Annotated in this window: 22 protein-coding genes; 13 read left to right on the forward strand and 9 right to left on the reverse strand. The window is 49.8% G+C overall.

All coding sequences use genetic code 11. The annotated features are described in order from the left end of the window. Position 1 precedes the first annotated feature (1 nt). Positions 2-1,207, forward strand: coding sequence for an imidazolonepropionase (gene hutI, locus AB8S08_RS11725; RefSeq protein ID WP_369744204.1), 1,206 nt, complete (start codon positions 2-4; stop codon positions 1,205-1,207). Here hutI and AB8S08_RS11730 read toward each other — a convergent pair. From AB8S08_RS11730 to priA, 7 genes are all read right to left on the reverse strand, one after another. Then, positions 1,146-2,222: a formimidoylglutamase gene (locus AB8S08_RS11730; RefSeq protein ID WP_369742861.1), complete on the reverse strand. Its 1,077-nt coding sequence runs from the start codon at positions 2,220-2,222 to the stop codon at positions 1,146-1,148. The genes hutI and AB8S08_RS11730 overlap by 62 nt on opposite strands. Positions 2,223-2,225: 3 nt before the next feature. Further along, complete coding sequence (gene rraA / locus AB8S08_RS11735) at positions 2,226-2,711, reverse strand: ribonuclease E activity regulator RraA (RefSeq protein ID WP_313932939.1); 486 nt, start codon at positions 2,709-2,711, stop codon at positions 2,226-2,228. Between the two features lie 133 nt (positions 2,712-2,844). Next, on the reverse strand, positions 2,845-4,182 hold the full coding sequence (gene hslU, locus AB8S08_RS11740) for an HslU--HslV peptidase ATPase subunit (protein ID WP_110076972.1): 1,338 nt from the start codon (positions 4,180-4,182) through the stop codon (positions 2,845-2,847). Continuing rightward, positions 4,175-4,711 carry an ATP-dependent protease subunit HslV gene (gene hslV, locus AB8S08_RS11745; protein WP_110076971.1) on the reverse strand — a complete coding sequence of 179 codons (537 nt, stop codon included), beginning with the start codon at positions 4,709-4,711 and terminating at the stop codon, positions 4,175-4,177. The genes hslU and hslV overlap by 8 nt, the downstream gene beginning before the upstream one ends. Before the next feature lie 64 nt (positions 4,712-4,775). Further along, positions 4,776-5,339: an SPOR domain-containing protein gene (locus AB8S08_RS11750; protein ID WP_369742862.1), complete on the reverse strand. Its 564-nt coding sequence runs from the start codon at positions 5,337-5,339 to the stop codon at positions 4,776-4,778. A gap of 2 nt (positions 5,340-5,341) precedes the next feature. Further along, the gene (gene argS / locus AB8S08_RS11755) at positions 5,342-7,084 is read right to left on the reverse strand and encodes an arginine--tRNA ligase (RefSeq protein WP_369742863.1); all 1,743 of its coding nucleotides are present in this window, start codon (positions 7,082-7,084) and stop codon (positions 5,342-5,344) included. An 81-nt stretch (positions 7,085-7,165) separates the two neighbouring features. Continuing rightward, the gene (gene priA / locus AB8S08_RS11760) at positions 7,166-9,337 is read right to left on the reverse strand and encodes a primosomal protein N' (RefSeq protein ID WP_369742864.1); all 2,172 of its coding nucleotides are present in this window, start codon (positions 9,335-9,337) and stop codon (positions 7,166-7,168) included. Positions 9,338-9,530: 193 nt separating this feature from the next. On the opposite strand from priA, the gene rpmE reads away from it, so the two are divergent. The 7 genes from rpmE (at position 9,531) to argH (ending at position 17,259) form a co-directional block, all read left to right on the forward strand. After that, positions 9,531-9,746: a 50S ribosomal protein L31 gene (gene rpmE / locus AB8S08_RS11765; protein WP_110076968.1), complete on the forward strand. Its 216-nt coding sequence runs from the start codon at positions 9,531-9,533 to the stop codon at positions 9,744-9,746. A 368-nt stretch (positions 9,747-10,114) separates the two neighbouring features. Beyond that, entirely contained in the window at positions 10,115-11,359 is a 1,245-nt protein-coding gene (locus tag AB8S08_RS11770; protein ID WP_110076426.1) for a malic enzyme-like NAD(P)-binding protein, read from the forward strand. Between the two features lie 87 nt (positions 11,360-11,446). Beyond that, positions 11,447-12,466 (forward strand): N-acetyl-gamma-glutamyl-phosphate reductase, encoded by a 1,020-nt coding sequence (gene argC / locus AB8S08_RS11775; RefSeq protein WP_313932935.1) that lies wholly within the window; start codon positions 11,447-11,449, stop codon positions 12,464-12,466. Beyond that, a complete protein-coding gene (gene argB, locus AB8S08_RS11780) occupies positions 12,463-13,230 on the forward strand; it encodes an acetylglutamate kinase (protein WP_369742865.1) in 768 nt (255 codons plus the stop codon). Before argC ends, argB begins: the two co-directional genes overlap by 4 nt. Positions 13,231-13,268: 38 nt before the next feature. Continuing rightward, on the forward strand, positions 13,269-14,177 hold the full coding sequence (argF, locus tag AB8S08_RS11785) for an ornithine carbamoyltransferase (protein WP_369742866.1): 909 nt from the start codon (positions 13,269-13,271) through the stop codon (positions 14,175-14,177). Between the two features lie 2 nt (positions 14,178-14,179). Further along, entirely contained in the window at positions 14,180-15,418 is a 1,239-nt protein-coding gene (locus tag AB8S08_RS11790; RefSeq protein ID WP_153826269.1) for an argininosuccinate synthase, read from the forward strand. Further along, positions 15,415-17,259 (forward strand): argininosuccinate lyase, encoded by a 1,845-nt coding sequence (gene argH, locus AB8S08_RS11795; protein ID WP_369742867.1) that lies wholly within the window; start codon positions 15,415-15,417, stop codon positions 17,257-17,259. The genes AB8S08_RS11790 and argH overlap by 4 nt, the downstream gene beginning before the upstream one ends. Before the next feature lie 93 nt (positions 17,260-17,352). Here argH and metJ read toward each other — a convergent pair whose 3' ends face one another. Next, complete coding sequence (gene metJ, locus AB8S08_RS11800) at positions 17,353-17,685, reverse strand: met regulon transcriptional regulator MetJ (RefSeq protein WP_369742868.1); 333 nt, start codon at positions 17,683-17,685, stop codon at positions 17,353-17,355. A 325-nt stretch (positions 17,686-18,010) separates the two neighbouring features. Here metJ and metL point away from each other — a divergent pair, with 325 nt between their 5' ends. After that, positions 18,011-20,455 (forward strand): bifunctional aspartate kinase/homoserine dehydrogenase II, encoded by a 2,445-nt coding sequence (gene metL / locus AB8S08_RS11805; RefSeq protein ID WP_369742869.1) that lies wholly within the window; start codon positions 18,011-18,013, stop codon positions 20,453-20,455. An 80-nt stretch (positions 20,456-20,535) separates the two neighbouring features. Here metL and AB8S08_RS11810 read toward each other — a convergent pair whose 3' ends face one another. After that, positions 20,536-22,995 carry a penicillin-binding protein 1A gene (locus tag AB8S08_RS11810; protein WP_369742870.1) on the reverse strand — a complete coding sequence of 820 codons (2,460 nt, stop codon included), beginning with the start codon at positions 22,993-22,995 and terminating at the stop codon, positions 20,536-20,538. Positions 22,996-23,209: 214 nt separating this feature from the next. On the opposite strand from AB8S08_RS11810, the gene pilM reads away from it, so the two are divergent. Genes pilM through AB8S08_RS11830 form a run of 4 tightly spaced genes read left to right on the forward strand, consistent with a single transcriptional unit; the run spans position 23,210 to position 26,005 of the window. Beyond that, positions 23,210-24,277, forward strand: coding sequence for a type IV pilus biogenesis protein PilM (gene pilM / locus AB8S08_RS11815; RefSeq protein ID WP_110076434.1), 1,068 nt, complete (start codon positions 23,210-23,212; stop codon positions 24,275-24,277). Then, a complete protein-coding gene (locus AB8S08_RS11820; protein ID WP_110076435.1) occupies positions 24,265-24,864 on the forward strand; it encodes a PilN domain-containing protein in 600 nt (199 codons plus the stop codon). Before pilM ends, AB8S08_RS11820 begins: the two co-directional genes overlap by 13 nt. Next, positions 24,861-25,457 (forward strand): type 4a pilus biogenesis protein PilO, encoded by a 597-nt coding sequence (locus AB8S08_RS11825; RefSeq protein WP_110076436.1) that lies wholly within the window; start codon positions 24,861-24,863, stop codon positions 25,455-25,457. Before AB8S08_RS11820 ends, AB8S08_RS11825 begins: the two co-directional genes overlap by 4 nt. Beyond that, on the forward strand, positions 25,454-26,005 hold the full coding sequence (locus tag AB8S08_RS11830) for a pilus assembly protein PilP (RefSeq protein WP_369742871.1): 552 nt from the start codon (positions 25,454-25,456) through the stop codon (positions 26,003-26,005). The genes AB8S08_RS11825 and AB8S08_RS11830 overlap by 4 nt, the downstream gene beginning before the upstream one ends. Position 26,006: the final 1 nt, after the last annotated feature.

Consider the following 26,006-nt stretch of genomic DNA (forward strand, 5'->3'; position numbering starts at 1 on the left):
CCTGCAAGCCATCCACAATGTCCGTTTAGCCACCATGCAAGGCGATGGCTACGGTCTTATTGAACAAGGCCTGATTGTGTTTAACGCTAGCGGAATTCAGTATGCTGGTGAGCATCTCAGTCATGCCGAAGGAGGCCCTGATCTAAGCCAAGTAGAATTGCTTGACGGTGGCGGCGGCTTGGTTACCCCCGGCCTGATTGACTGCCATACTCATTTAGTTTGGGCAGGCTCGCGCGCTAATGAGTTTGCCCAGCGTTTGCATGGCGCTAGCTACGCTGATATCGCTGCTCAAGGCGGCGGTATTGCAGCTACCGTTGCCGCCACTCGAGCGGCAAGCCTTGAGCAAATAATCGCGCTGAGCCAACCACGCTTAGAGGCTTTGATGCGTGAAGGCGTTACTACCATCGAGATCAAGTCTGGCTATGGCCTCAGCTATGAGCATGAGCGGAAACAGCTATTAGCGGCTAGAGCCTTAGCCGACAGCAATCCAGTGTCGGTGGTGACCACTTTGCTCGCTGCCCATGCCTTACCACCTGAATATCAACAGCAGCCTGATGCATACATCGACCTCATTGTAGAGCAGATTCTACCGCAAATAGCAGCCGAGGGATTAGCCGACGCAGTGGATGCTTTTTGTGAGAAGGTGGGCTTTACCACGGTTCAAACTGAGCGCGTGTTTGCTGCAGCCAAAGCGCTAAATCTGCCGGTTAAATTACATGCAGAGCAACTCAGTAACCAAGCCGGGAGCCAATTAGCCGCGCGTTATCAGGCGTTATCTTGTGACCACCTCGAATATCTCGACGAGGCTGGCGTCGCGGCCATGGCGGCGAGTAATACCGTTGCGGTGTTGTTACCCGGAGCTTATTACTTTTTGCGGGAACAACAATTACCGCCATTAGCATTGTTGCGTGAGTACCAGGTACCTATTGCCTTAGCAACGGATGCCAACCCAGGCACTTCGCCTATTTTTAGTTTGTTATTGATGTTGCAGATGGGCGCGACATTGTTTCGGCTAACCCCAGAAGAGTGTTTACGTGGAGTAACGGTGGCGGCCGCACAAGCACTGGGGCTTCACGACCGCGGTCAATTAAAAGCTGGAATGCGGGCTGATCTATGCTGGTGGGACTGTGCCGACCCAGCCACACTTAGCTATCAGTTTGGCCTGCAGCAGTTGCGTGGTTGCTGGCATCAAGGTCAACGCCGATAAAAGCCAGCATTAATTCGCTGAGTAGTTGCCCGCACACCATGTCTCCCACCGCCTGTCCGGCGGGGTGTAAGCTGGGTGCGGCTTCCGCTAAATGCAGGTATGCGGCATGGGGTAACTGCGCCAATTGTGCGACAAACTGACAGGCCTGCGCCGCACTCACGCCTAAATAATTAATCGCACTTGCAGGCGCACCTTGAATCGCATCAATATCCACTTCTATGCCTAACGGCAGTTGCCCCTGCGCTTGCTGCGCTAGTTGCGCTGACCACAGCGGTTGCCAACCGTGCTGGTAAATGGCTTGAATACTGCTGTAGCTAAACCCAGCAGCAGTTAATGCTTGCAGGCTGGCGGCATTGTTCTTAGCTAGGTGTAGCCCCATCACATGGTAATGTTGTAACACCCCAGCCGCATGTGCATAAGAAAAACCATTACCGCTATGGCGCCCTTCTAAAGCACGAAAATCAGCATGGGGATCTAAATTGATGGCGGCAACAGGGCTAGCTTTGGCAGTGGCTAATGATTGTAATAACGGATAGGCATTATTGTGTCCGCCACCGATTAAAATCACCCGAAAACCTTGGCTAAAGAGCGGCGTCAACACAGCGCTTAGGCGACTATCAAGCTCGGCACACAGCTGCCTTAATTGGGCCAATTGTGACGGTTCAGTTACCTCAAGCTGGTTCGCTTGTTGCTGTAAATCATCACAAGCTAAAGCGCCTAGCATCAGTATCTGATCCGTTGCTAGGTGGGCGTTAGCTTGTAAATTGAGCCAGCTTTTTAGGGCGGCATGAAAGCCATGTTCAGCACCCCCTCGGCCTAAGTTGGCACGCGGGCCAATACCTTCAGGCACGCCAATAATTGCGATTCTTTGGCCTTGCTGCCAAGCATGGGCGAGGGCCTTGTTATAAGCAGGGATATCAGCAACAGGTGGTAACCAAGTGAGCACTTGGCCCAAGCGAGTTTCACCGCTACGAGGGGTAAACCACGTAGCGGCGGGTAGGGCTTCAAACAACATAGGTTATTCGATATCGAGAGGTTCTGGAGAAATAATCACGCCGGTACTATCAGCATAAAGATGGTCTTCAGGTAAGAAGGTTACCCCACCAAAGTTCACTGCTGTGTCGACTTCACCAACGCCTTCACTGATGGCTCCAACCGGAATAGATGCGACTGCCATAATGCCCATATCAAGCTCGTCTAGAGCTTCAACATCGCGCACTGCGCCATAGCAAACAATACCTTCCCAGTCGTTATCAAAGGCTAATTCAGCGATAGCAATATCAATCAATGCACGTCGATTAGAACCGCCGCCATCAATCAAAAGTACTTTGCCAGTGCCTTGCTGCTGTACGACTTCTTCAATCACGCCTTTATCTTCAAAGCACTTGATGGTGACTAACTGACCACCAAAACTGATGCGCCCGCCATAATGAATAAACATGGGCTCGACCACATCAATCATGTCCGGATATAAATCGCAAAGTTCTGAAGTATTGTATTCCATGGCCATTCCCCTACTCTCTGTGCTGGCAACCTACCTGCGGGCTTGCAGGTAGGCACCGATGCGTTAACTTTGCACAGTATAGCGGGTAAACGGCCTAGGCAAAAGCAAGGCTTTACTGCGTTAGCTCAAGCGCTTACAGAATAAAGCGACTTAAGTCTTCGTCTTGTGCTAATTGGCCCACATGTTGCTCGACATAGGCAGCATCAATTTCAATTCTCTGCCCATGTAAGTCACTGGCTTTAAAAGATATTTCTTCCATTAAACGCTCCAGCACTGTGTGCAAACGACGCGCCCCAATATTTTCCGTGGTTTCGTTCACATGAAACGCTGTTTCAGCAATCCGCGCAATCCCATCTGCGGTAAATTCAATATCTACCCCTTCGGTTGCCATCAAAGCCTTGTACTGGGTAGTTAAAGAGGCATTCGGCTCGGTCAGAATGCGCACAAAGTCACCACTGGTTAGCGCATTAAGCTCAACTCGAATAGGTAACCGACCTTGCAGCTCAGGAATCAGATCTGATGGCTTAGACATCTGAAAAGCACCTGAAGCAATGAACAAGATATGGTCGGTTTTTACCATGCCGTGCTTGGTTGATACTGTGGTGCCTTCTACGAGTGGTAGCAAATCGCGTTGTACGCCTTCGCGACTTACATCTGGGCCCGATACATCACCGCGCTTACAGATTTTGTCCACTTCGTCTAAGAACACAATGCCATTTTGCTCAACCGACTGCAGCGCCTGTTCCTTGATTTCTTCAGGGTTCAGCATTTTCGCCGCTTCTTCTTCAATCAGGTGCTTGAAGGCGTCTTTGATCTTCAGCTTCTTCGGTTTTGCTTTGCCGCTACCTAGGTTTTGGAACATGCTCTGCAATTGCGAGGTCATTTCTTCCATTCCTGGTGGCGCCATAATTTCTACGCCCATTTGCGGCGCGCTTAACTCAATCTCAATTTCTTTATCATCAAGCTGACCTTCGCGAAGCTTTTTGCGGAATACTTGGCGAGTATTACTGCTATCACGCTCTGGCTCGGCTTCGTCAGCCCAACCGGTCTTTTTAGCGGGTGGCAATAAGGCATCAAGAATACGTTCTTCAGCGGCTTCTTCAGCTCGGAAGCGTACTTTTTGCATCATTTGTTCACGTGTTTGCTTCACTGCTGTATCAGTAAGATCGCGAATGATAGACTCCACTTCTTTACCAACATAGCCAACTTCAGTGAATTTAGTGGCTTCTACTTTGATAAAAGGAGCATTGGCTAACTTAGCTAACCGCCGTGCGATTTCAGTTTTGCCCACCCCTGTTGGCCCTATCATCAGAATATTTTTTGGAGTCACTTCAGGGCGCAATTCATCACTTAACTGCATCCGTCGCCATCTGTTACGTAGCGCTACTGCGACTGCTTTTTTGGCATTGTCTTGGCCAATAATATGACGGTTAAGTTCGTCAACAATTTCACGTGGGGTCATATCAGACATTGGCTACCGACTCCTGCTCTTCGATGGTTTGGAAACTATTAGTAAAGACACAGATATCACCTGCGATAGTGAGCGCTTTCTCAACAATCTCCCGTGCGCTTAAATCGGTGTTTTCGAGTAGTGCCGTGGCTGCTGACTGGGCAAACGGCCCGCCTGAACCAATCGCAATGAGATCATGCTCGGGTTGCACTACATCACCATTACCAGTGATGATCAGTGACGTATGCTTGTCAGCCACGGCCAATAGCGCCTCGAGTCGGCGTAGAGCACGGTCGGTACGCCAGTCTTTGGCAAGCTCAACAGCAGCGCGCATGAGGTTACCCTGATGCACCTCAAGTTTCTTTTCAAAACGTTCAAATAGGGTGAAAGCATCCGCAGTACCGCCAGCAAACCCAGCCAATACTTGACCGTTGTATAGCCGTCTTACTTTGCGTGCATTGCCTTTCATTACGGTGTTGCCAAGTGAAACTTGGCCATCGCCACCGATGACAACTTTGTCACCGCGGCGGACAGATACGATAGTAGTCACAATTCGTCCTCTTGGTTGCTATGAACCAGTTATGAGGACGAATTTGTGAAATTCAATAGGTAGGTTATTCCCAATTCCAAATCATGCAATTGTGAATGCGGGCACGTTCTAGTTTGTGGCGCTCGGCTTCGGCTTCGCGTTTTGTTGCGTAAGGCCCTAGAATCACTCGATGCCAGGTGCCAGTTTGACCTTCGGTAGTACGGACTTGCGACTCTAAGCCGGCCATCGCAATTTGCGCACGCAAGCGCTCTGCATCGGCCAATTGCCGAAACGAACCGCATTGCATCACTTTCGGTGGGCCCACCTCACGTTCTGGCACATCCACAATCACTTCTTGGTTTTCTAGCTCGTCAATATACTCCCAGCGCTCTTGCGGTAACTCTGGCAGTTCATTGATGGATTGTGGCACCGTCGCTGGCACGGGCTCGGGCTGTGACTGACTGACCGCTGGTTGCTGATGGCGTTTACCGGCAATAGTAACCAACCCCCACACGAACAAGCCAACCAGTACCAGAGCTAACACCACAATGCGCCAAGGCACAGCGCGTTGAGCTGAGACCTTTTTGGCGGCTGGCTTTTTCTTTACCGGTGGCCGCTTGGGTGGACGCTTACGATTGGCGTAATCCATGCTTACATCTTCTCAAGTGTATGAATACCCAATAACTGCAACCCTTGGCGTAACGTTTTGGCAGTTAGTGCGGCAAGCTTCAAACGACTTTGACGCAGGGCTTGGTCGTCTTGTTGTAAGATCGGACAAGCTTCATAGAAGCTTGAGAACTTACCTGCTAATTCAAACAGATAACCACATAAGAAGTGCGGCATGGCCTTATCTGCAACTTGCTGCACCACTTCGTTAAAGCGAACTAATAAGTTGGCTAACTCCAGTTCACGCTCATCATTTAAGACAAACTCACCACTCACTTCTGCCGGATTGATCTGGGCTTTGTTAAAAATACTGACCACCCGCGTGTAAGCATACAGCAGATAAGGCGCAGTATTGCCTTCAAAGCTAAGCATGGTATCCCAATCAAAAATGTAGTCGCTGGTACGATTTTTTGATAAATCAGCGTATTTTACTGAGCTGATACCTACCACTTTAGCTACGTGCTCTTGTTCCGCGGCAGTTAAACCTGAATTCTTCTGCTGCACCAGTTCTAGCGCGCGTTTTTCTGCCTCATCAAGCAAATCTGCTAACTTGGTGACACCACCGTCACGACTCTTATACGGGCGCCCATCTTTACCCATCACGGTACCGAATCCGTAGTGGTCCATTTGCAAATCAGCCCGGGCAAAGCCGGCTTTTTTAGCTAAGGTAAAGATTTGCTGAAAGTGCAAGCCTTGGCGCTGGTCAACAAAATACATCAAATGATCGCCATGCAACACATTCTGACGATAGCGTATCGCGGCCAAATCAGTCGTCGCATACAAGTAACCGCCACCCGATTTTTGCACGATAACAGGTAGAGCTTCACCATCTTTATTCTTAAATTCGTCTAAGAAGACACATTGTGCACCTTGGTCTTCAACTAACAGACCTTGTGCTTTTAAATCTTCGATGACTTGCGGCAGATCATCATTGTAAGCACTCTCCGCCATCACATCAGCTCGTGTAAGCGCTACGCCTAAACGGTCGTAAACTTCTTGGCAGTGGCTTAACGACACATCGATAAACTGTTGCCATAACTGACGGCAGCGCGCCTCACCCGATTGCAGCGCAACCACCAGCTCGCGCGCGCGGTTAGCAAATTCAGGGCTGTCATCAAAACGTTTCTTGGCCGCCTTATAAAAGGTCTCCAGATTACTAAGCTGCATGTCTAACTCAGCATCACCTAGTTCTTCCATGTGCGCTAATAGCATCCCGAACTGGGTACCCCAATCGCCCACATGATTCTGTCGTACCACCTTGTGGCCCAGCAATTCTTGTACCCGCGCCACAGCGTCACCGATGATAGCTGAACGCAAATGGCCAACGTGCATTTCTTTGGCGAGGTTAGGCGATGAGTAATCAATCACGATGGTTTTTGGCGCCGGGGCCGCTTGAATCCCCGTAGTTGCACTGGCTAATGCGTGCTCCAATTGATCAATCAGCTGCTGTTGGCTCAGGGTGAAATTGATAAATCCTGGCCCTGCGATATCCGCTTGAGCTAACCAATCAACCTTAGGTAAGGCTGCTATCAACGCCTCGGCTAGGGCGCGCGGGTTCATTCCCGCCGGCTTGGCCAAGGTCAGAGCTAAGTTGGTGGCAAAATCGCCATGGCTTTTATCGCGGGGGCGGTCGAGCAGAATGCGTGGTTGCACATCGGCTGGTAGCACGCCCTGTTGCTGTAAATCAGCAATCGCGGTGGCAAGAATTTGTTCCAACTGTTCTTTCATTGATATGGCCTTAAAAACAAAGAGTGAAAAGCAAAAAATATCTTGCCGCATTTTACGCTGTTGGGGGCAGAAAAAAAACCGCTAGGTGAAGTCTTGTGGGTCGACATCTAACGACCAGCGCACTTTGCGCAGTTCGGCGCGCTGCTCTAATTGAGGCAAAACATGACGCAGCACTTGCGCACGAAGCCCACGCTGTTGAAATTGCAGCAATAATTGAAAACGGTGGCGACCTGCTCGGCGTTCCAGTAACGCTGGTAATGGCCCTAACACACTGATGTCAGCAATCTCGTTAAAGTAGCTGGCAATAAATTCCAGTGCCGCGACGGCTGCAGTCGCATGCTGAGCTTCTGCCCGAAACAATGCTTGATAGGAAAATGGCGGCAACTGGGTAAGCTGACGCTCATGCAGCGCCGTCCGCGCAAAATGCCCGTAGCCATTATTGACCAAGTCTTGTACGAGCTCGTGCTCCGGATGATGGGTTTGCAGCACCACTAAGCCTTGTTTACTAGCCCGCCCGGCCCGACCTGCTACCTGGGTATAGAGTTGGCCTAGGCGTTCGGCTGCACGATAATCGGCACTGTATAAAGCGGCATCAACATCTAGCAAAGCAACCAAGGTTACTTCAGGAAAATGATGTCCTTTGGCTAGCATTTGGGTGCCCACTAAAATCTGATACTTATTAGCGCGCGCATCTTCTAAGTACTTCGCTAAACTACCTTTGTGGCGAGTACTGTCACGGTCGATACGCAGCACTGGATACGCTGGGAACAACTCAGTGAGCGTTTGTTCCAATTGTTCAGTACCAACCCCGCGGCCTACTAATTGCGTTGAACCACAGTCGTGACATTGCTGCGGCAGGCGTTGCGTGGCCCCGCAATGATGGCAATGTAGCTGTTTATCCCCTTGATGGACAGTGTAATAAGCATCACAGCGGCGACATTGGGCTAGCCAACCGCATTCATGACAAAGCAGTGCCGGTGCATAACCGCGCCGATTTAAAAACAGTAGTACCTGTTGTCCTGCAGCTAGTTGTTGCTCAATGAGGCTAATCAAAGGTTTGGATAAACCAGCCTTAAGTGGCTGATTTTTCATATCGATGACGACGTGCTTGGCAGGTTTAGCCAAGCCAGCTCGCTCGGTTAGTTGTAAATAGCCGTAACGCCCCTGTAAGGCATTATTGAGAGTTTCGAACGAGGGAGTCGCTGAACCTAGAATCACCGGCACCTGCTCTAATTGAGCGCGCACCACGGCAAGATCGCGAGCATGATAGCGAAAGCCGTCTTGCTGCTTTAGCGAGTTATCATGTTCTTCATCGACCAAGATCATGCCTAACTTGGCGCAGGGCGTGAAAATAGCCGAACGGGTACCAATGATGATGGCAGCGCTACCCGCGCGCGCATCTAACCAAGCATCCAAACGCTCGCGGTCAGTCAGCGCTGAGTGCAACATCACCACAGGGACGTCAAAACGTTGTTGAAAACGCCGTAAGGTTTGCGGTGTCAGCCCAATTTCAGGCACCAGCATCAGCACTTGTTTGCCCTCTCGCAACACTTGCGCCATCGCTTGCAGGTACACTTCGGTTTTACCACTGCCGGTAATGCCTTCCAGCAAATAAGGCCGCGGCTGCGTTGCTGCAGCAATAGCCGCAACCGCAAGGGCCTGCTCAGGATTTAACTGCAATGGCTCGGCAGCAATCTTAAAGCCCCACTGCGTATCGGCTGCGGGCACATGAATTACAGCCTCAACCCAACCTTTGCTTTGTAGGGCTTTGAGGGCGCTTGCTGAAAACTCTTCAATGCGAATATCGCGTGCTAACAACGCACGCTGCTGCAGGGTAGCCAACAATCGTTGCTGCTGTGGAGCGCGCTGCAATGGTGCTAACTCTTGTGCGGCTCCGGCGTTAGTCACTTGGTAGAGGGTGGTTGCTTGATAAGAGGCGCCTTCACCTTGGCGCAGTAAAGCAGGCAAGGCATGTTGCAATACATCGCCGAGTGGATGCTGATAGTAATCAGCGGCAAAGGTCAGCATCTGCCACAGGTGCTCAGGCCACAAGGATTGCTCGTCAAGCACCTCGAGCACGGCTTTGCGCTGGTAGGGCTGCGGCTGCTCTGCGGCACCAATACAAATTCCGACCATCACGCGCTTACCAAACGGCACCCGTACCCGCGCCCCTCGCGCTGGCAAGGTGCTGCAGTCATAGTCGAATAGGCGCAGCAAGGGTACCGGCAGCGCAACTTGAATTACCTGAGTCATAGTTCCAGTTTACCTGAGCGCAGGCCTCGGGTTAAAGCTTTATCGGCTACTTTACTAAGCGCCAAACATCCGTTACAATTCGCGCCCTAATTTTGAGCGATTGGATAATAATCCATCGTATTGTGTATTGATGAATTTGCATGGTGCTCGGCAGCAGATCGGGTGGCGATGCAGCCTAACTGAGGTAACCCCCATGAAAGAAGGTATTCACCCTAATTACAGCGCAATGAAAGTAACTTGTGCATGTGGCCACTCGTTCACCACCAACTCAACCAAAGGCGGCGAGTTGCACTTAGACGTATGTTCAGAGTGTCACCCGTTCTACACTGGTAAGCAACGTATCATGGATACCGGTGGTCGTATTGAGAAGTTCAACAAGCGTTTCAGCGTGTTGGGCGGCAAGAAGTAAGCTGTTTTCAAGCTCTTCTAGCGAGATTTGCAGAAAAGGCGCCGAAAGGCGCCTTTTTTGTTTGAATATAGTCTTTAGTTATTGTTTTATAAAGATTTTGATATGGTGCTAATTTAAGCACCTGTACTTTCTACCTGTTGTATCATCCCGCTGTTTGCCTCGTCACGAATAGTTTAATCTCACCTTATATCGACCCAACCATCGCTGCTCTTGGTTATTCAATATCGCCCGCTCAACCGCCTAACTGAACTTGTTATGAGGTATGACATGTTGAAAAAATCATTGCATCTAACCCGTCAATTATTCATCATCGTTATATTCTTTATAACCCCTGTTAAATTGGCGATAGCCCAAGGTGCATAACAACCATGACCGACTTTCGTAAACAGGCTTTGGATTATCATGCGTATCCAACGCCAGGTAAAATCAGTATTGAACTCACAAAACCAGCCGCAACCAGTAAAGATTTAGCGCTAGCCTATAGTCCCGGCGTTGCTGAACCTGTGCGTGCTATCGCTGAAAACCCTGATGATGTTTACAAATACACCGCTAAAGGCAACATGGTCGCAGTTATCTCTAATGGTACCGCTATTCTCGGATTAGGTAACTTGGGGCCGATGGCATCTAAGCCCGTGATGGAAGGTAAAGCTCTATTATTCAAGCGTTTTGCTGGCTTAGACTCGATTGATATTGAAGTCACCCACCGTACCACCCAAGACTTTATCAATACCGTTGCCAATATTGCTGACAGTTTTGGTGGGGTAAACCTCGAAGATATCAAGGCTCCAGAATGCTTTGAAATCGAACAAGCCTTAATTGAACGTTGTGATGTGCCGATTTTCCATGATGATCAGCATGGTACCGCTATCGTAACCGCAGCAGGTTTGCTCAATGCGTTAGAAATTCAAGGCAAAGAATTACGTAAAGCGCAAATCGTGTGTCTAGGTGCTGGCGCCGCCGCTATTGCCTGTATGGAGTTGCTGATCAAATGCGGCGCGCAACGTGAGCATATCTATATGCTCGATTCAAAAGGCGTGATTCATACGCGCCGTGAAGACTTAAACGAATACAAAGCCCTGTTCGCCAACAACACCGATAAACGTACGTTAGCTGAAGTGATTACCGAGGCTGACGTCTTTGTTGGGGTATCGGGTCCGAATCTGTTACCGCCCGATGCGTTAAAATTGATGGCCGCTAAGCCTATTGTCTTTGCTTGTTCTAATCCAGATCCTGAAATCAAACCTGAGTTAGCTGTTGCTGTGCGTGATGATCTGATCATGGCAACTGGGCGTTCAGATTATCCAAACCAAGTGAATAACGTACTCTGTTTTCCGTTCATTTTTAGGGGCGCTTTAGATGTGCGTGCGCGAGCTATCAATGACGAGATGAAGCTAGCGGCTGTCGAAGCCATTCGCCAATTAGCCAAAGAGCCTGTGCCAACTGCGGTTCTTGAAGCTGCAGGGGTTGATAAACTTGAGTTTGGGCCAGATTACATCATCCCCAAACCGCTCGACCCACGGTTACGCACACGGGTTTCTAAAGCCGTTGCAGAAGCCGCCATAGCGTCAGGCGCTGCACGGATTAAACTACCGAAAAATTACATGCAGGAATAATTCAACAGGTAATATATTTATGCTTGTTTAATGAATTTTTATTCACTATACTTACGCCATTGTTAACTGCGTAACGTATGATTGTGGATGAACCAGAGTAAATTAATTCCTTGTGCTGTATTTGGGGCCAGCGGCTATAGCGGTGTTGAACTGGTATGGCTGCTGCATAATCACCCGCAATTTAACGTTGCCTACGGGTTTACCTCTAGCGCACGTCCCGCAGAACCTATCGCTGCTTTGTATCCGCAACTAGCCGGACGCTGTGACCTGATTCTGCAACCTTGGCATCCCAACTTGTTAGGCGCTGTCGCCCAGCAAGTTCGGGTTGCATTTTTAGCGCTCCCTCATCAAGCCAGTGCCGAACTTGCGCCGTTATTAATCAAGGCAGGCATGACTGTGTTTGATTTATCTGGCGCTTTTCGGTTACAAGATGCTAAGCAGCATCAAGCGGCCTATGGCTTTAAACAGCCGCACTTAGCCCAGCCAGTTCCTTATGGCTTAGCCGAATGGGTTGACTTACAAGGTGACGAGCCGCTTATCGCCGTGCCTGGCTGCTATCCTACCGCGGCAGCAACTGCACTGATGCCAGTACGCACCATGCTCAAGCCAGATAGTGCTCCTATTGTAAATGCTGTTAGTGGCGTTTCAGGTGCAGGACGCGCAGCTCAAGCTCATACCAGCTTCTGTGAAGTAAGCTTGCAAGCCTATGCTATTGGTACTCACCGCCACCAAGCTGAAATGGCCCAAACGTTGGGCTGCGAGCTTCTATTCGTGCCGCATTTAGGCTCGTTCAAACGGGGTATTCTAGCGACTGTGTACGCCCAATTAGCCGCAGGCGTAAGCGCGCATCAAGTGCAGCAAGCCTTCCATCAGGCCTATGCCGACCAGCCTCTAGTACGAATTTGCCAAACCCCACCCAAGCTGGCGCAAGTAGTGGGCACGCCTTATGTGGATGTGCACGTTACTGTGATAGGTAGCCAACTGGTGGTGTCTGTTGCTCTGGATAACTTACAAAAAGGAGCCGCTGCACAAGCTGTACAATTAGCTAATCAATACATTGGCTTACCCACTGAGTGTGGCTTACTGCATGCTGGAGCTGTGATATGAGTGTGCCACTCGTAATCAAATTAGGCGGCCGCGTGGTCACTGATAACGACTGCTTGCAGCAATTGTTCAGCACAGTTACACGGCTTGCGGCACTACGGCCGTTGGTGCTGGTTCACGGCGGCGGCGACCAAGTACAAAGCTTATTGCAACAGCTTGGCCAGAGCAGCCACAAAGTAGATGGGCAACGGATCACGCCTGCCGCCCATATGCCGATTGTGGCGGGAGTCTTAGCCGGTGATATCAATACCCAATTGTGCGCAGTAGCGCAGCAACATCAATTGCTTGCGGTAGGTTTAACCCTAGCCGCTGGCGGCACCGTACAGTGCAGCCAAGACACCAGCCGGGGCGCGGTTGGAATTCCTAGCCCGGGCTCAGCGCAACTGCTAGAAAGTCTGATTGAACAAAATTATTTACCCATTGTGAGCTCCATTGGGGTGAGTGCAGCGGGCGAGCGGCTAAACGTGAATGCCGACCTTGCTGCTGCAGCGATTGCCCAAGTGTTACATGCGGATCTTATTTTACTGACCGACGTGCCTGGCATTCTTGATCAGCACGGTCAACTCATCAATACCATTCACGCCGACCAAGCTCCTGACCTGATTGCCAGTGGTGTCATCAAAGACGGGATGGTGGTGAAACTACAAGCAGCATTGCAAGCTGCACACGCCTCGCGACGAAGCATCGCGGTGGCCGGCTGGCAAGATGCCAACGCGCTCACCCGTTTGGCTAAGGGTGAAGCCGCCGGAACCCGCGTTAGATATTAAGCCGACGCTATCCATCTGATTACTTACTGGAATTTACTATGCATGATTTATTAGCTATGCGCGATTTAAGCAGCGCACAGGTCACTCATTTATTGGAGTTGGCGCAGACCATCAAACAGCGTCCGAGCGCTTGGCAGCAAACCCTACAAGGCAAAAGTATTGCGTTGTTGTTTGAAAAGCCGTCATTACGCACCCGCGCCAGCTTTGCCGCAGGTATTCATCGGTTAGGTGGCCATAGTATCTACCTTGATGCTGCGCAATTGATGGGAGTACGCGAGCCGGCCAGTGATGTTGGCGCTAATTTGGCACTTTGGCACGATGCTATCGTAGCACGGGTTTACGCTCAGGCGACCTTGGCCGAACTTGCCGCCGCATCTGATAAACCCATCGTGAATGCTCTTAGTGATGAGTGCCATCCCTGTCAGGCATTAGCGGATCTGCTTACCTTAAAGGAGCATGCTGGCGAGCTAGCAGACCTTACTCTAACCTATATTGGCGATGGCAATAACGTCTGCCAAGCATTGATGGCTGGCGCTGCCGCTACCGGGATGAACTTGCAAATTGTAACCCCCGCTGATTATCAACCAAACCCAGCTTTGGTGGCCTTAGCGCAACAGCAGGCACAAACCACGGGCAGCCAGATCAGCTTGCATACCCAGATCACGGAGCTGCAACAAACCGATGCTATTTATACCGATACTTGGTTCTCGATGGGGCAGCAGCGCGATAGTAACGAGGTGATGCATGACTTTGCTAGCTACCAAGTTAACAGCGCGCTGATGAAACAACTAGGAGCGCGCTTCTTTATGCATTGCTTGCCTGCCTATCGCGGTCGTGAGGTTACGGCTGAGGTTATCGATGGGCCACAGAGCTTGGTGCTACACCAAGCGGAAAATCGTTTGTTTGCACAAAACGCCATTCTTGTTGAATTATTTGCTGGAGCTTAATCATGACTGCATCTGTTAAAAAAGTTGTTTTGGCCTACTCTGGTGGTCTTGATACTTCTGCCATTGTGCCTTGGTTAAAAGAAAACTACGACTGTGAGGTAGTAGCATTCGTGGCCGATGTGGGCCAAGGTGAAGATGAGCTAGAAGGCGTTGAAGCAAAAGCTATCGCTTCTGGCGCCAGCAGCTGTCACATTGTTGATTTAAAAGAGCAGTTTGCTCAAGAGGTTATTTACCCGACGCTGAAAACGGGAGCCTTATACGAAGGCCAATACTTATTAGGCACTGCGCTCGCTCGGCCGATTATTGCTGCTGCACAAGTCGCGGTAGCGCGCCAAGTAGGTGCCGACGCACTGGCTCATGGCTGTACCGGCAAAGGTAATGACCAAGTACGCTTTGAATCCGCTTTTGCCGCTCTTGCTCCTGATCTTACCGTGATTGCGCCTTGGCGCGAGTGGAGCATGCGGTCGCGGCCAGATCTCTTGGCCTATCTTGCTGAGCGCAATATTCCGTGTGCGGCTTCAGCGACTAAAATTTACAGTCGTGATGCTAACCTATGGCACATCTCTACCGAAGGCGGTGAATTAGAAGACCCGTGGAACGAGCCATCAGCGCAAGTATGGACTTGGACTGTCGCCCCAGAGCAAGCGCCGGAACAACCAGAATATTTACAGTTAAGCTTTACTGCTGGCAGCCTCACTGCGATTAATGAGCAACCGATTGCGGCAGTAGCGGCAATTGAGCAACTCAATAAAATTGCTGGAGCCCACGGTATTGGCCGCTTAGACATGGTAGAAAACCGGTTGGTTGGGATGAAGTCACGCGGCTGTTATGAAACTCCTGCTGGCACGGTTTTATATGCAGCCCTGCAAGGCCTTGAAAGCTTAGTTCTAGATCGTACCACGCAAGATTATCGGATTCGTTTGGGCAACGAGTTTGCGCAACTTATGTACGATGGCCGCTGGTTTACTCCACTCAAAGATGTGATGTTAGCTGCGGCAGAACAAATTGCGAAGCCTTTAACCGGTGATGTGGTGGTCAAACTCTATAAGGGTACCGTGAGCGTCACGCAAAAACGTTCACCCAACAGCTTGTACTCCAATGCTTTTGCTACGTTTGACGAAGATACTGTTTACAACCAAAAACATGCAGAAGGCTTTATTCGTTTGTACAGCTTAGCTAGTCGTATTCGTTGTTTACATCAAACTGCCGCAGCTGAAGCTGCCGACAAGGAGCAACCATGAGTTTATGGGGCGGGCGTTTTAGCCAAGCCAGTGCCGATGAATTCAAGCAGTTTAATGACTCGCTGCGGTTTGATTATGTACTGGCACCATTTGATATTCAGGCGTCTCGGGCATGGGCTGAAGCCTTATTGAGCGCAGAGCTGATTAGCTCTGCCGAACAACAACAGTTGGACCAAGCCTTGGCGGAATTAGCGCAGGCGGTAACGGTTGATCCTCAGTTGCCCTTGCAAAGCCAGGCTGAAGACATTCATAGCTGGGTGGAAGGCGAGCTGATCAAGCGGATTGGCGATACCGCGAAGAAGCTTCACACCGGCCGGAGCAGAAATGATTTAGTGGCGACTGATTTACGCTTGTTGTGTAAACAGTTTACCCAGCAACTCATTCGGGAAAACTTAGCCGCTGTGCAGGCTTTGCTCGAATTTGCCAAACGCTATCAAACCAGCTTATTACCGGGCTACACCCACTTGCAACGAGCCCAGCCGATAGTAGCTGGGCACTGGGCTATGGCCTACGTACAGATGCTACAACGCGATGTTAGCCGACTACGCGATGCCGGCAAACGGATGGATGTCTGCCCGCTCGGTAGTGGTGCCTTAGCAGGAACAACTGCCGCCATCGATCGGCAGGCGTTGGCGCACGAGCTTGGCTTTCGTCAAGCATGCGAAAATAGCTTAGATGGTGTGTCGGACCGAGATTTCGCCCTAGATTTGCTGCATATCGCTAGCACCGGGATGATGCATTTATCGCGTCTGGCCGAAGATGTCATCTTCTATTGTTCTGGCGAAAGTGGCTGCTTTGCCATGAGCGACCGCATCAGCAGTGGCTCATCGTTAATGCCACAGAAGAAAAACCCAGATTTGTTTGAGTTGTTACGGGGCAAAACAGGGCGAGTTCTGGGCCATTTACAAGCGCTGTTCATTACTTTGAAAGGCTTGCCATTAGCCTACAACAAAGACATGCAAGAAGATAAAGAAGGCCTGTTTGATGCCCTGCAGACCTATCAGCATTGTCTGGCCATGCTCACGTTCGCCTTACCTGAGTTATCGGTGAATCAAGATCATGCCGCTCAGCAAGCTTTGTTGGGCTACAGCAATGCGACTGAATTGGCTGATTACATGGTGGCGCAAGGGATTCCGTTTCGGGATGCTCATCACCTTACCGGTAGCTTAGTGCTCTTGGCTCAGCAAGCTGGCGTAGCACTCGAGCAGCTCGATTTAGCCTCCATGCAACAAGTGTGTCCGCAGTTGCAAGCCGATGTCTATCAGGTTCTTGATAGCCAATACGGTTTGCATAAGCGGCAGGCTCTGGGTGGCACCGGCCCAAGCGCCGTTAAACTAGCTATCAAGCACGCCGAAGACTGGTTACATGCGGCCGAAGCGGCAAGTAAACATGTGCGCCAAGCTCGTTTAGCAGACGCCGACAAGATTTGTGAATTGATCGCCTACTGGGCTGAGCAAGGTGAAAACTTACCTCGTGACAAAGCGGATGTATTGCAAGCGATTCAGAGCTTTGCCGTAGCAGAAATTAATGATGAAGTGGTAGGCTGCGCAGCACTTTACGTCTACACCACTGGCTTGGCCGAAATTCGTAGCTTAGGATTATTTCCACAAGCGCAAGGTAAGGGGCTGGGAGCAGAATTAGTCGCTTGGTTACTCTGGAAGGCACGTGAACTTGGCATTAAACGGACCATAGTGCTAACCCGAGTACCTGAGTTCTTTGGCAAGTTGAACTTTAAGCTGACGGTGAAAGATGCGTTACCAGAAAAAGTGATGAAGGACTGCGACATCTGTCCTCGTAAAGAGAACTGTGACGAGACCGCGCTTGAGTATTTATTGAAATAACCAGACTTAACCGTCCCTGCAAGTGACCCGTGGTAGAAGTAGTGCTGCTGCCACGGGTTATTGCTTGGTCGCTGTGCTACAAATTAATCCTCGTTAATCTTCGTCGTCGTACAGATCGTCTACTTCCGGAATAGGTAAATTGCGCCGTTCTAATTCAGCCCGAACTTCAGCTGGGATCTTATGTGGATTGTCTTTGCGTAAATCATCATCGGTAGGCAGCGGCTGCCCGGTAAAGGCATGCAAAAAAGCTTCGCACAGTAGCTCACTGTTGGTGGCATGACGTAAGTTTTTTACCTGGCGACGAGTTCGCTCATCGGTTAGCACCTTGAGTACCTTGGTAGGAATAGACACCGTAATTTTTTTTACGTGCTCGCTCTTTCTACCGTGTTCTACATACGGGTAAATATACTCACCATCCCATTCCATACCGCACCTATACACCCTGTTCATTGGCTGGGCTGACTGCAACTGCTGCTGGTGGCAGTCGGCAAACTCAGCAAAATAAAAAGTTAAAAACCTTAAAGCTTGTGGTGAATTGTACTGTGGATATTAAATCAGTCAACTTTATACGTATAGCGGTCTATACTTCTTTATCTGTTCGTTTTAATCTTGCACAGTAAAACTCACGTAAGCACATGCTAGGTTAACCAACTTTATGCATCGCGCGCTTTATTGAATGGGGGCTACCCCCTATAATTATTGTTCATTCATTATCAGCAGACCGCTGCACACAGGAGAACGCACACGCATCATGACGGTTGAGGTTAAAGTTACCCCCGAGCAAATTCAAAACGTGGCCGAGCAAGTTCAGGTTCACAAATTTGGTGGCAGCAGTTTGGCCGATGCCTACTGTTATCGTCGCGTCGCTCGCATTGTTAGCGAATACGCCGGTGCTAGCGATTTGGTCGTAGTGTCTGCTGCGGGCGATACCACCAACCGTATTCTTGCCATTATTGATGCCAAAGCGGATGACCGTGGCGTTGCCGAAGTGCTGCTGAAACAACTCGAAAAATATCAGCAAGGGCTTATCAACGAGTTGCTTAACGGTGACCACCAACAACGCGTACTAGACCTATCGCAACAAGATTTTAAGCGCTGGTACGGGTGGTTAAACGACCAAGAAGTGATTACCCATAAGCCTGAATTGCTGTCCTACGGCGAGTTATGGAGTGCCCGTTTATTAGCAGCCCTATTGCAACAGCAAGGGGTCACCGCCGATTACATTGATGCGCGTACTTTCTTGGTAGCTGAAGATGCGCCCGAGCCACTGATTCAGGTGCCCGTATCTCGAGCTGGCTTGCTCAACCGCATTGCACCTCACCCGGGTACAAGATTTATTGTGACCGGCTTTATTTGTGCCGACCCTAGTGGGCGTTCCTTAATTTTAGGTCGTAACGGCAGTGACTATTCTGCCACCCTCGTTGGTAGCTTAATAGATTCTAAGCAGGTCACTATCTGGAAGGATGTGGCTGGGGTGTACTCAGCGGATCCGCGTAAAGTAGAGCGGGTGGTGAGCCTACCTATTCTAGATTGGCAAGAAGCTGAAGAACTGGCACGGTTAGGTAGCCCGGTGTTACACCCGCGTACCTTCCAGCCGGTTAACCGCGAACGCATGGTGATTGCGGTACGCTCTAGTTTGAAGGTAGAGAATCAGCAAACTCGTATCGGCTTATACGAAGATACCGAAGCTAAAGGCAAGGTGTTAACGTCGCTAGCCGACGTGGTGTTGTTTAGAGTTGATTTAAGCGATGCCCAGCTGATTGATAAATTTGAAAATTTAGAACTGACTCCGCTTATTAGCTGGAACGAAGTAGCACAACATCATGCCTACTATGCCTATCACCAAAACCATCTCGACTTTTTACAGCAGTGGTTACTTGAGGTAGATAAAGCGGATCATGTGGTGCAGATGGAAGGCTACTCGATGATTGCCTTGGTAGGTAATCGGATTCAAGAGACGGCCCAGTACAGCACCTTTAAAACCGAGTTAAGCGCACAGAACCTGCGGCGTTTGGCGTTTTCGCCAGATAACAATGCAGTGATTGCTATTTTGGAGCAAAAGCTGGATAACCGCTTACTCAATCGTATTCACAGCCAATTATTTAACTATCGCCGCAGCCTTGGCGTGTTGGTGGTGGGCCGTGGCAACATTGGTAGTGCTTGGTTAGCGCTGTATCGTCGCTTGCGTGAACGTATCAACGAGCAAATGGACGTCCGCATCATCGGGATCCTGAACTCCAAACAAATGTGGTTAGATTACAACGGTCTGGATCTTAATGATTGGGAGCAGCAATTTGATCAATTTGCGCGTCCGTACGAGATGAGTCAGTTGATACCCGAATTACCAAATGCGCCTTATGATGAATTGGTGATGCTGGATTTAACCGATGCTATTGCAGTAGCACAACTGTATCCGAGCTTTTTTGCCAACGGTTTGCACATTATCAGTGCCAATAAGCGCGCGGGTGCTTCAGGCGAATCGCAATACAACGAAATTCGTACCATTCAGCGCGAGTACGAACGTGAATGGTACTACAACACCACCGTCGGTGCTGGCTTACCATTAAATTACGCGCTGAATGATTTGCGTAACTCGGGCGATACCATTCGCAGTATTTCGGGTATCTTCTCAGGTACCATGAGTTGGTTGTTTGAGAACTTTAACGCTGAAGTAAATTTCAGCGATTTGGTGCGCGAAGCCAAAGTTCGAGGCCTGAGCGAGCCCGATCCTCGCGAAGATTTATCCTGCCAAGATATCATTCGTAAGATGTTGATTTTGGCTCGTGAAATCGGCTTGCGCCTAGACTGGCAAGACATTGATGTCGACAGTCTGTTACCAGAAAGCTTGGCTGATATTTCCTTAGATGAGTTTATGCAGCGCTTACCTGAACTTGATGCTGGCATGCATAACCTTTATCTTGATGCACAAAAAACCGGCAAGGTACCGCGCTTGTTGGCTAGCTTTGCAGTACAAGATGACGACAGCGTGCGGGCTCGTGTAGGCATTGAGTATATTCCGGAAGGCGATATGCTGGCCAACCTCATTCCGGGCGAAAATATTTTTGTGATTTATACCGATTGGTACCACGAGATGCCGCTAGTTATTAGTGGCCCAGGCGCCGGTAAAGAAGTAACCGCCGGTGGTGTGCAATCTGATTTGAATCAACTGTTAAGTCGCTTGATTAGCCAGCGCTAAGCTAGCAATGGCCACAAAAAAGCTGGTAGTGCCTATGCCCTACCAGCTTTTTTTGGTCTTATGACGTGAGCTTAGGCTCACTAGAAAATCGAATCATCCTCAGCAAAGATGTCACGATTAGTCTCGCCCTTGGCATACTCAGTGGGCGCTGTGCCCGGCAAGAAATATTCAAATCTGGAGGTGTAATCATTGGCACGGCTGAGTTTACCCGTCGCCAAATCGATACGCGCCGAGACTAAACCTGGTGGCACAATAAAGGGCTCCACCGGAACATCTTGCACCGCCACTTCCATAAAGTCTATCCACATCGGCAGGGCCGTCTTTGCCCCCGCCTCTGTGCCGCTAATGGGCTGCTCCGCACTACTTAGATTCTCATTCATGGTGGTGCTGCCCAAAGCCCGCTCTAGATTATCAAAGCCTACCCATGCAGTTGTTACCAAACCACTGACGTAGCCTGAGAACCAAGTGTCTTTCACATCGTTGGTGGTACCTGTTTTACCCACGACGTTACGGCCAGCTCTGTTAATCAGGGGCTTAGATTGCTGTACTCGCCAAGCGGTGCCGTTCCAGCCAGTACGATGCTGCCAGCTACCGCCACCCCACACTGCTGATTGCAGCCCTTGCGTAATCAAGAAGGCATTTTGCTCGGTAATCACCTGCGGGGCAGGTAACACCTCACGCTCACCGCTTTCACAAAGCACACAGGCTACTGCTGGGCGGGCCGAATAAAGGATCTCGCCTTGGCTATTTTCAATCCGCTCAATAAAATAAGGATTCACCAGATAGCCCCCGTTCGCAAATACCGCATAACCGCGTGCAACTTCTAACGGCGTCATCGAAGCTGAACCCAACGATAATGATTCGTTACGCGGTAGTTCATCGATGGCAAAACCAAATCGAGTTAGATATTCAACCGTGGTGTCTACTCCTAGCGCACGCAATAAACGTACCGAAACGACGTTCTTCGATTTAGCTAAACCTTGCCGAACTCGAATCGGACCTTCATACACATCCGGTGAATTGCGTGGTCGCCAAGCAACACCACTGCCTGGATTCCATTGGTTAATCGGGGCATCATTCACGAGCGTAGCTAAGGTAAAGCCATTTTCTAATGCCGCAGAGTAAATAAAGGGCTTGATGTTAGAGCCGGCCTGACGCTTGGCTTGAATTGCTCGGTTATATTGACTCACGCTAAAACTATAACCACCAACGGCAGCAGCAATGCCACCGTCTTGGGGGCGCAGCGCAATAATAGCAGCGCTCGGCTCAGGAATTTGCGCTAAGCGCCAGCCTTGTTCTGTTTGTCTTACTCGTACTTGCTCGCCGACTTTAAGCACATCCGCCGCTTGTTGCGGTGCAGGCCCTTGCCGATCGGCATGCAGGTAGGGTCTTGCCCATGCTAGGGCGGACCATGCTAGACGACCAAGGCGACCATCTCGTAATTGCACCGTGGCTTGTTGCTCAGCCACTTCGATCACTACTGCGGGTTCTGTTAAGCCAATATTTTCTTGGGTTTGTAGATGCTGATTAATGGCTTCTGCGGTCCAGGGCTCGGCGTCGGCTGGCCACAGTACTTGCTCTGGCCCACGATAACCATGGCGCTCATCATAGCCGTGTAAGTTCAGCCGAACCGCCTGCTGAGCCGCACGTTGCTGCTTGGCATTGGCGGTAATATACACCTTAAAGCCGCTGGTATAAGCCATCTCTTCGCCGTAGCGATTGACCATTTCAGCACGCACCATTTCTGCTAAATAAGGCGCATCCATGGTTACTTCAGCGCCATGTAGCTTAGTCGCAATGGGCTCAGCTAAGGCTTGCCGATACTGACTATCGGTAATGAAGCCTTCTGCCAGCATCCGGCCTAATACCACCGCCCGTCGCTGTTCAGCGCGCTCAGGGTTACTGATAGGGTTCATGGTCGAGGGTGCTTTCGGGAGGCCAGCTATCATGGCCATCTGCGCCAAAGTCAGGTCTTTGACATCTTTACCATAATACACTTGGGCTGCCGCACCCACGCCGTGAGCACGATGGCCAAAGGTGATTTTATTCAAATAAAGCTCAAGAATTTCGTCTTTACTGAGCTCTTTTTCCATCCGCAACGAAATAAAAGCTTCTTTTACTTTACGCGACCAGGTTTGTTCAAAGCTGAGATAAAAGTTACGCGCTAATTGCTGGGTAATGGTCGAGCCACCGCCCTGAATTTCACCTGTGCTGACCAATAAAAAGAAGGCCCGAGCCACACCTATGGGGTCGATGCCAAAATGCTCATAAAAGCGCTGGTCTTCAGTTGCCAGAAAAGCTTGTATTAATGGTTTCGGAATTTCGTCTAATTGCAAAGGAATACGGCGTATCTCGCCAAACTGCGCAATCAGCTCACCATCGGCAGAATAGACCTGCATGGGAGTTTGTAATTGCACCTGCTTAAGCTCGGCAACGCTTGGTAAATCATCCTTTAAAAATAAATATAAGCCGGCTACGGTGAGCGCACCTAGCACCACCGTAGTGATCGTTATCCATAAAAACCACTTCAAAATCTTCAAAAAGTCGCCCCTTGTATCCGTGTCATCTGTTGATTCGCGGGTTGCGTATAAGTTCTACATATTATAGAAAGATACCAGAATAAACAGAACGATTATTTAGAATTTGCAAAGTGCTTTGCATGATCATTACATTTGCGCTTAATATGATCATTCGCATAGAACAATTTTAATAACACGTGCGCTATACTATTCCTATTCCAGTTAGGGGAGTTCCATGGGTTTATTTGGCTTTGGTAAGAAACCGGGGCTAGGTATTGATATCTCAGCAGAGGCCGTTCGCGGTGTTGAAATCATGCCTACCGATAACAGCTACAGCATTGAGCATGTGGCCGAGGTGACGCTGGCCAAACAGATCATGGATGGTGATGAGATTGTCGATATAGACAAGCTTGGTAAAATGATTGCCCAGCTACGCAAACGCATGGGCCATGCGCGTGTTGCGGTGGCTGCGATATCCGGTAATCAAGCCATGCAGCGTATTATAGCGATGGATATTGAGCTGGATGACGAAGCTATTGGCGAAAAAATCGAATCAGACCCCGATCTGTTATCTGTTGATACGGCCATAGACCATGTTTACGATTACGAAAGTCTAGGTGAACATCCTTCGCTACCTGGGCAGCAACGCGTCATGCTGATGGCGGCTCGAGCCTCAAGTGTGAGTACTCGTAGCCAAGCCATAGAAGCTGGCGGCTATAAAGTAGCGGTCATGGATGTGGATAACCATGCAGTAGCGCGCACCTGTAATCATGTGTTACCCCATCTTTATCCAGACGTGGCTGCCAGTAATTTACCATACGTGGTGGTCGACATTGCCGTCTCGGCAATGCAATTGGTCGTAGTGGTTGATGGCGAAGTAGTTAGCAACCGCTTTCAAGCCGGTGGTTTACAGCCCTTACTCAATGCCCTTACCGAAGGCGATTACAACAAGCATGGCGAAGTTTTGGCCAAATTACGCAGCGGTGAACATGAGCAATACCCCGATTATATCTTGGATGACATGCTCAATGATTTAGGCAGCCAGGTATCTCGGGGCATCCAAATGTACCAAAGTAACGCGGTTGAACGCGGCTTTGCGGCGCTATTTTTGATTAATACCGGGGCTATGATTCCAGTTCTACAAGATATGGTTGCGGCGCAGGTTTCCTTTCCTGTGCATGTACTTAATCCTTTTGAGCATTTCCCCTTGCCCGATAAGTTGAGCCATTTGCATGCACACGGCCCACGCTTTGTTGAAGCCTTGGGGCTAGCCTTACGGAGCTACGCACCATGGCACATATAAACCTGTTACCGTGGCGCGAAACGGTCAAGCAACGAGCCAAAACTCGATTTGGGATACACGCTGCTTTAGCCTTGGGTAGCGCTGCTCTCATTTTTGCGGTGGCCTACTTTTTAATTAATGATTACAAGAACTATCAACAGCGTCGGAATCAATTTCTGCAATCAGAAATTTTGGTGCTGGATAGTCAAATAGCTGAAATCCGTAATATTAATAAGAAAAAAGATGAAGTCTTGAATAGAATGAAACTAATTCAAGCCTTACACCAAGACCGTAACACAGCGATTACCTTATTTAATGAATTAACTCAGCGCACTCCTGATGGGGTGTATTTGCACTCGGTAGAAAAACGCGAGTTAACCCTAACCATTAACGGCCGTAGTAGCTCGAATAACCGGGTTGCTGAGTTTTTACGAGCGCTGAAAGATTCTCCTACGTTTGCTCAACCCGAGCTACGTAACGTGGTGGCCGCCAGCGCTAACGACCGCAGCATTCCTGATGCTGATGGCTTGGGCTACGATGCTTTTAGCTTAACCATTAATATTGTGCCCACAGCCTTGGCTACCGGTGATACCGGAGGCAAGCCATGAGTGTTAACTTAGATAGCCTTCGTGAACTTGATATCAATGAATTACCATTTTGGCCGCGACCCTTTCGAGTGGCGGTTCTGGTGCTACTAGCGGTTATCGTGCTAGGTCTTAGCTATCACTTTGTATTAGCTGACGAGTTAAAAGCCTATCAGCGCGAGCAAACCAAAGAGGCACAATTGCGCCAAGACTTCGAGAGCAAATTCAACGAAGCCATTAATTTGCCGCTGTATCGTAAGCAATTAGATACGTTGAATGAAAACTTAGAAGTACTGCTGCAAATGCTGCCCAACAACGATGAAACGCCTAAGTTATTGGACGATATCACCTTGATTGGCACTCGCAGTGGGCTTAAATTTGATCGTATTGAGTGGCTACCGCCCCAGCCACGCGAGTTTTATACTGCCCTGCCGATGCGGTTTGAGCTCAAAGGTGAGTATCATCAGATTGGTGAGTTTGTTGGGCAAATTGCCAGCCTAGACCGCATCATTAGTGTTAAGAATTTCACCATGCAACTGCAAGACGGCAGCAGTTCCATTCGCTTAATTGTGACCGCTGAGACCTATCAGCAGCAAACCCTGAGGGCAGAACCATGATAAGTCTGCTACCTCGTCGTCTGGGCCTCAGTTTCATCAGTGTCACTTGCGCACTGCTGGTTGGGTGCGCCCCAGTGAGTTTGAGTGATTTAGAGCAATTCAAGCAGGGCGTGCAACAGCGTGCCCAGCCCGGCATTAGTCCTGCCCCAGAGCTACCAGAGTTAGCGCGCATGGGCTATTTGGGCCAATCCGCCCGCAATCCTTTTCAACCGACGCCGGTGCAAGCACAGGCAATTCAAAGCGGCGCCGGCAGTTGCCCACAACCTAATCTAAATCGGGCAAAGGGTGCGCTGGAGGCGGTTGCGCTAGACCAATTAACCTTTACCGGCACCTTACGTACCGGCGCTAGTGGGCTTACGGCGCTGGTGGTTTCAAACGAAGGCCGGTTGTACCGAGTTACCCAAGGGCAGTACCTTGGGTTAAATATGGGTGAGGTATTAACCATTTCACCTCAAGCAATTGCAATTCGCGAGTGGATAGCTACCGGCGACGGCTGTTGGCAGCGACGCGATGTTTCGTTAACCTTGCTGAATTCGCAAAGGAATTAAA

Source organism: Pseudidiomarina sp. PP-1MA (assembly GCF_041200125.1).
In the GTDB taxonomy this organism is placed as follows: Bacteria; Pseudomonadota; Gammaproteobacteria; order Enterobacterales; family Alteromonadaceae; genus Pseudidiomarina; species Pseudidiomarina fusca.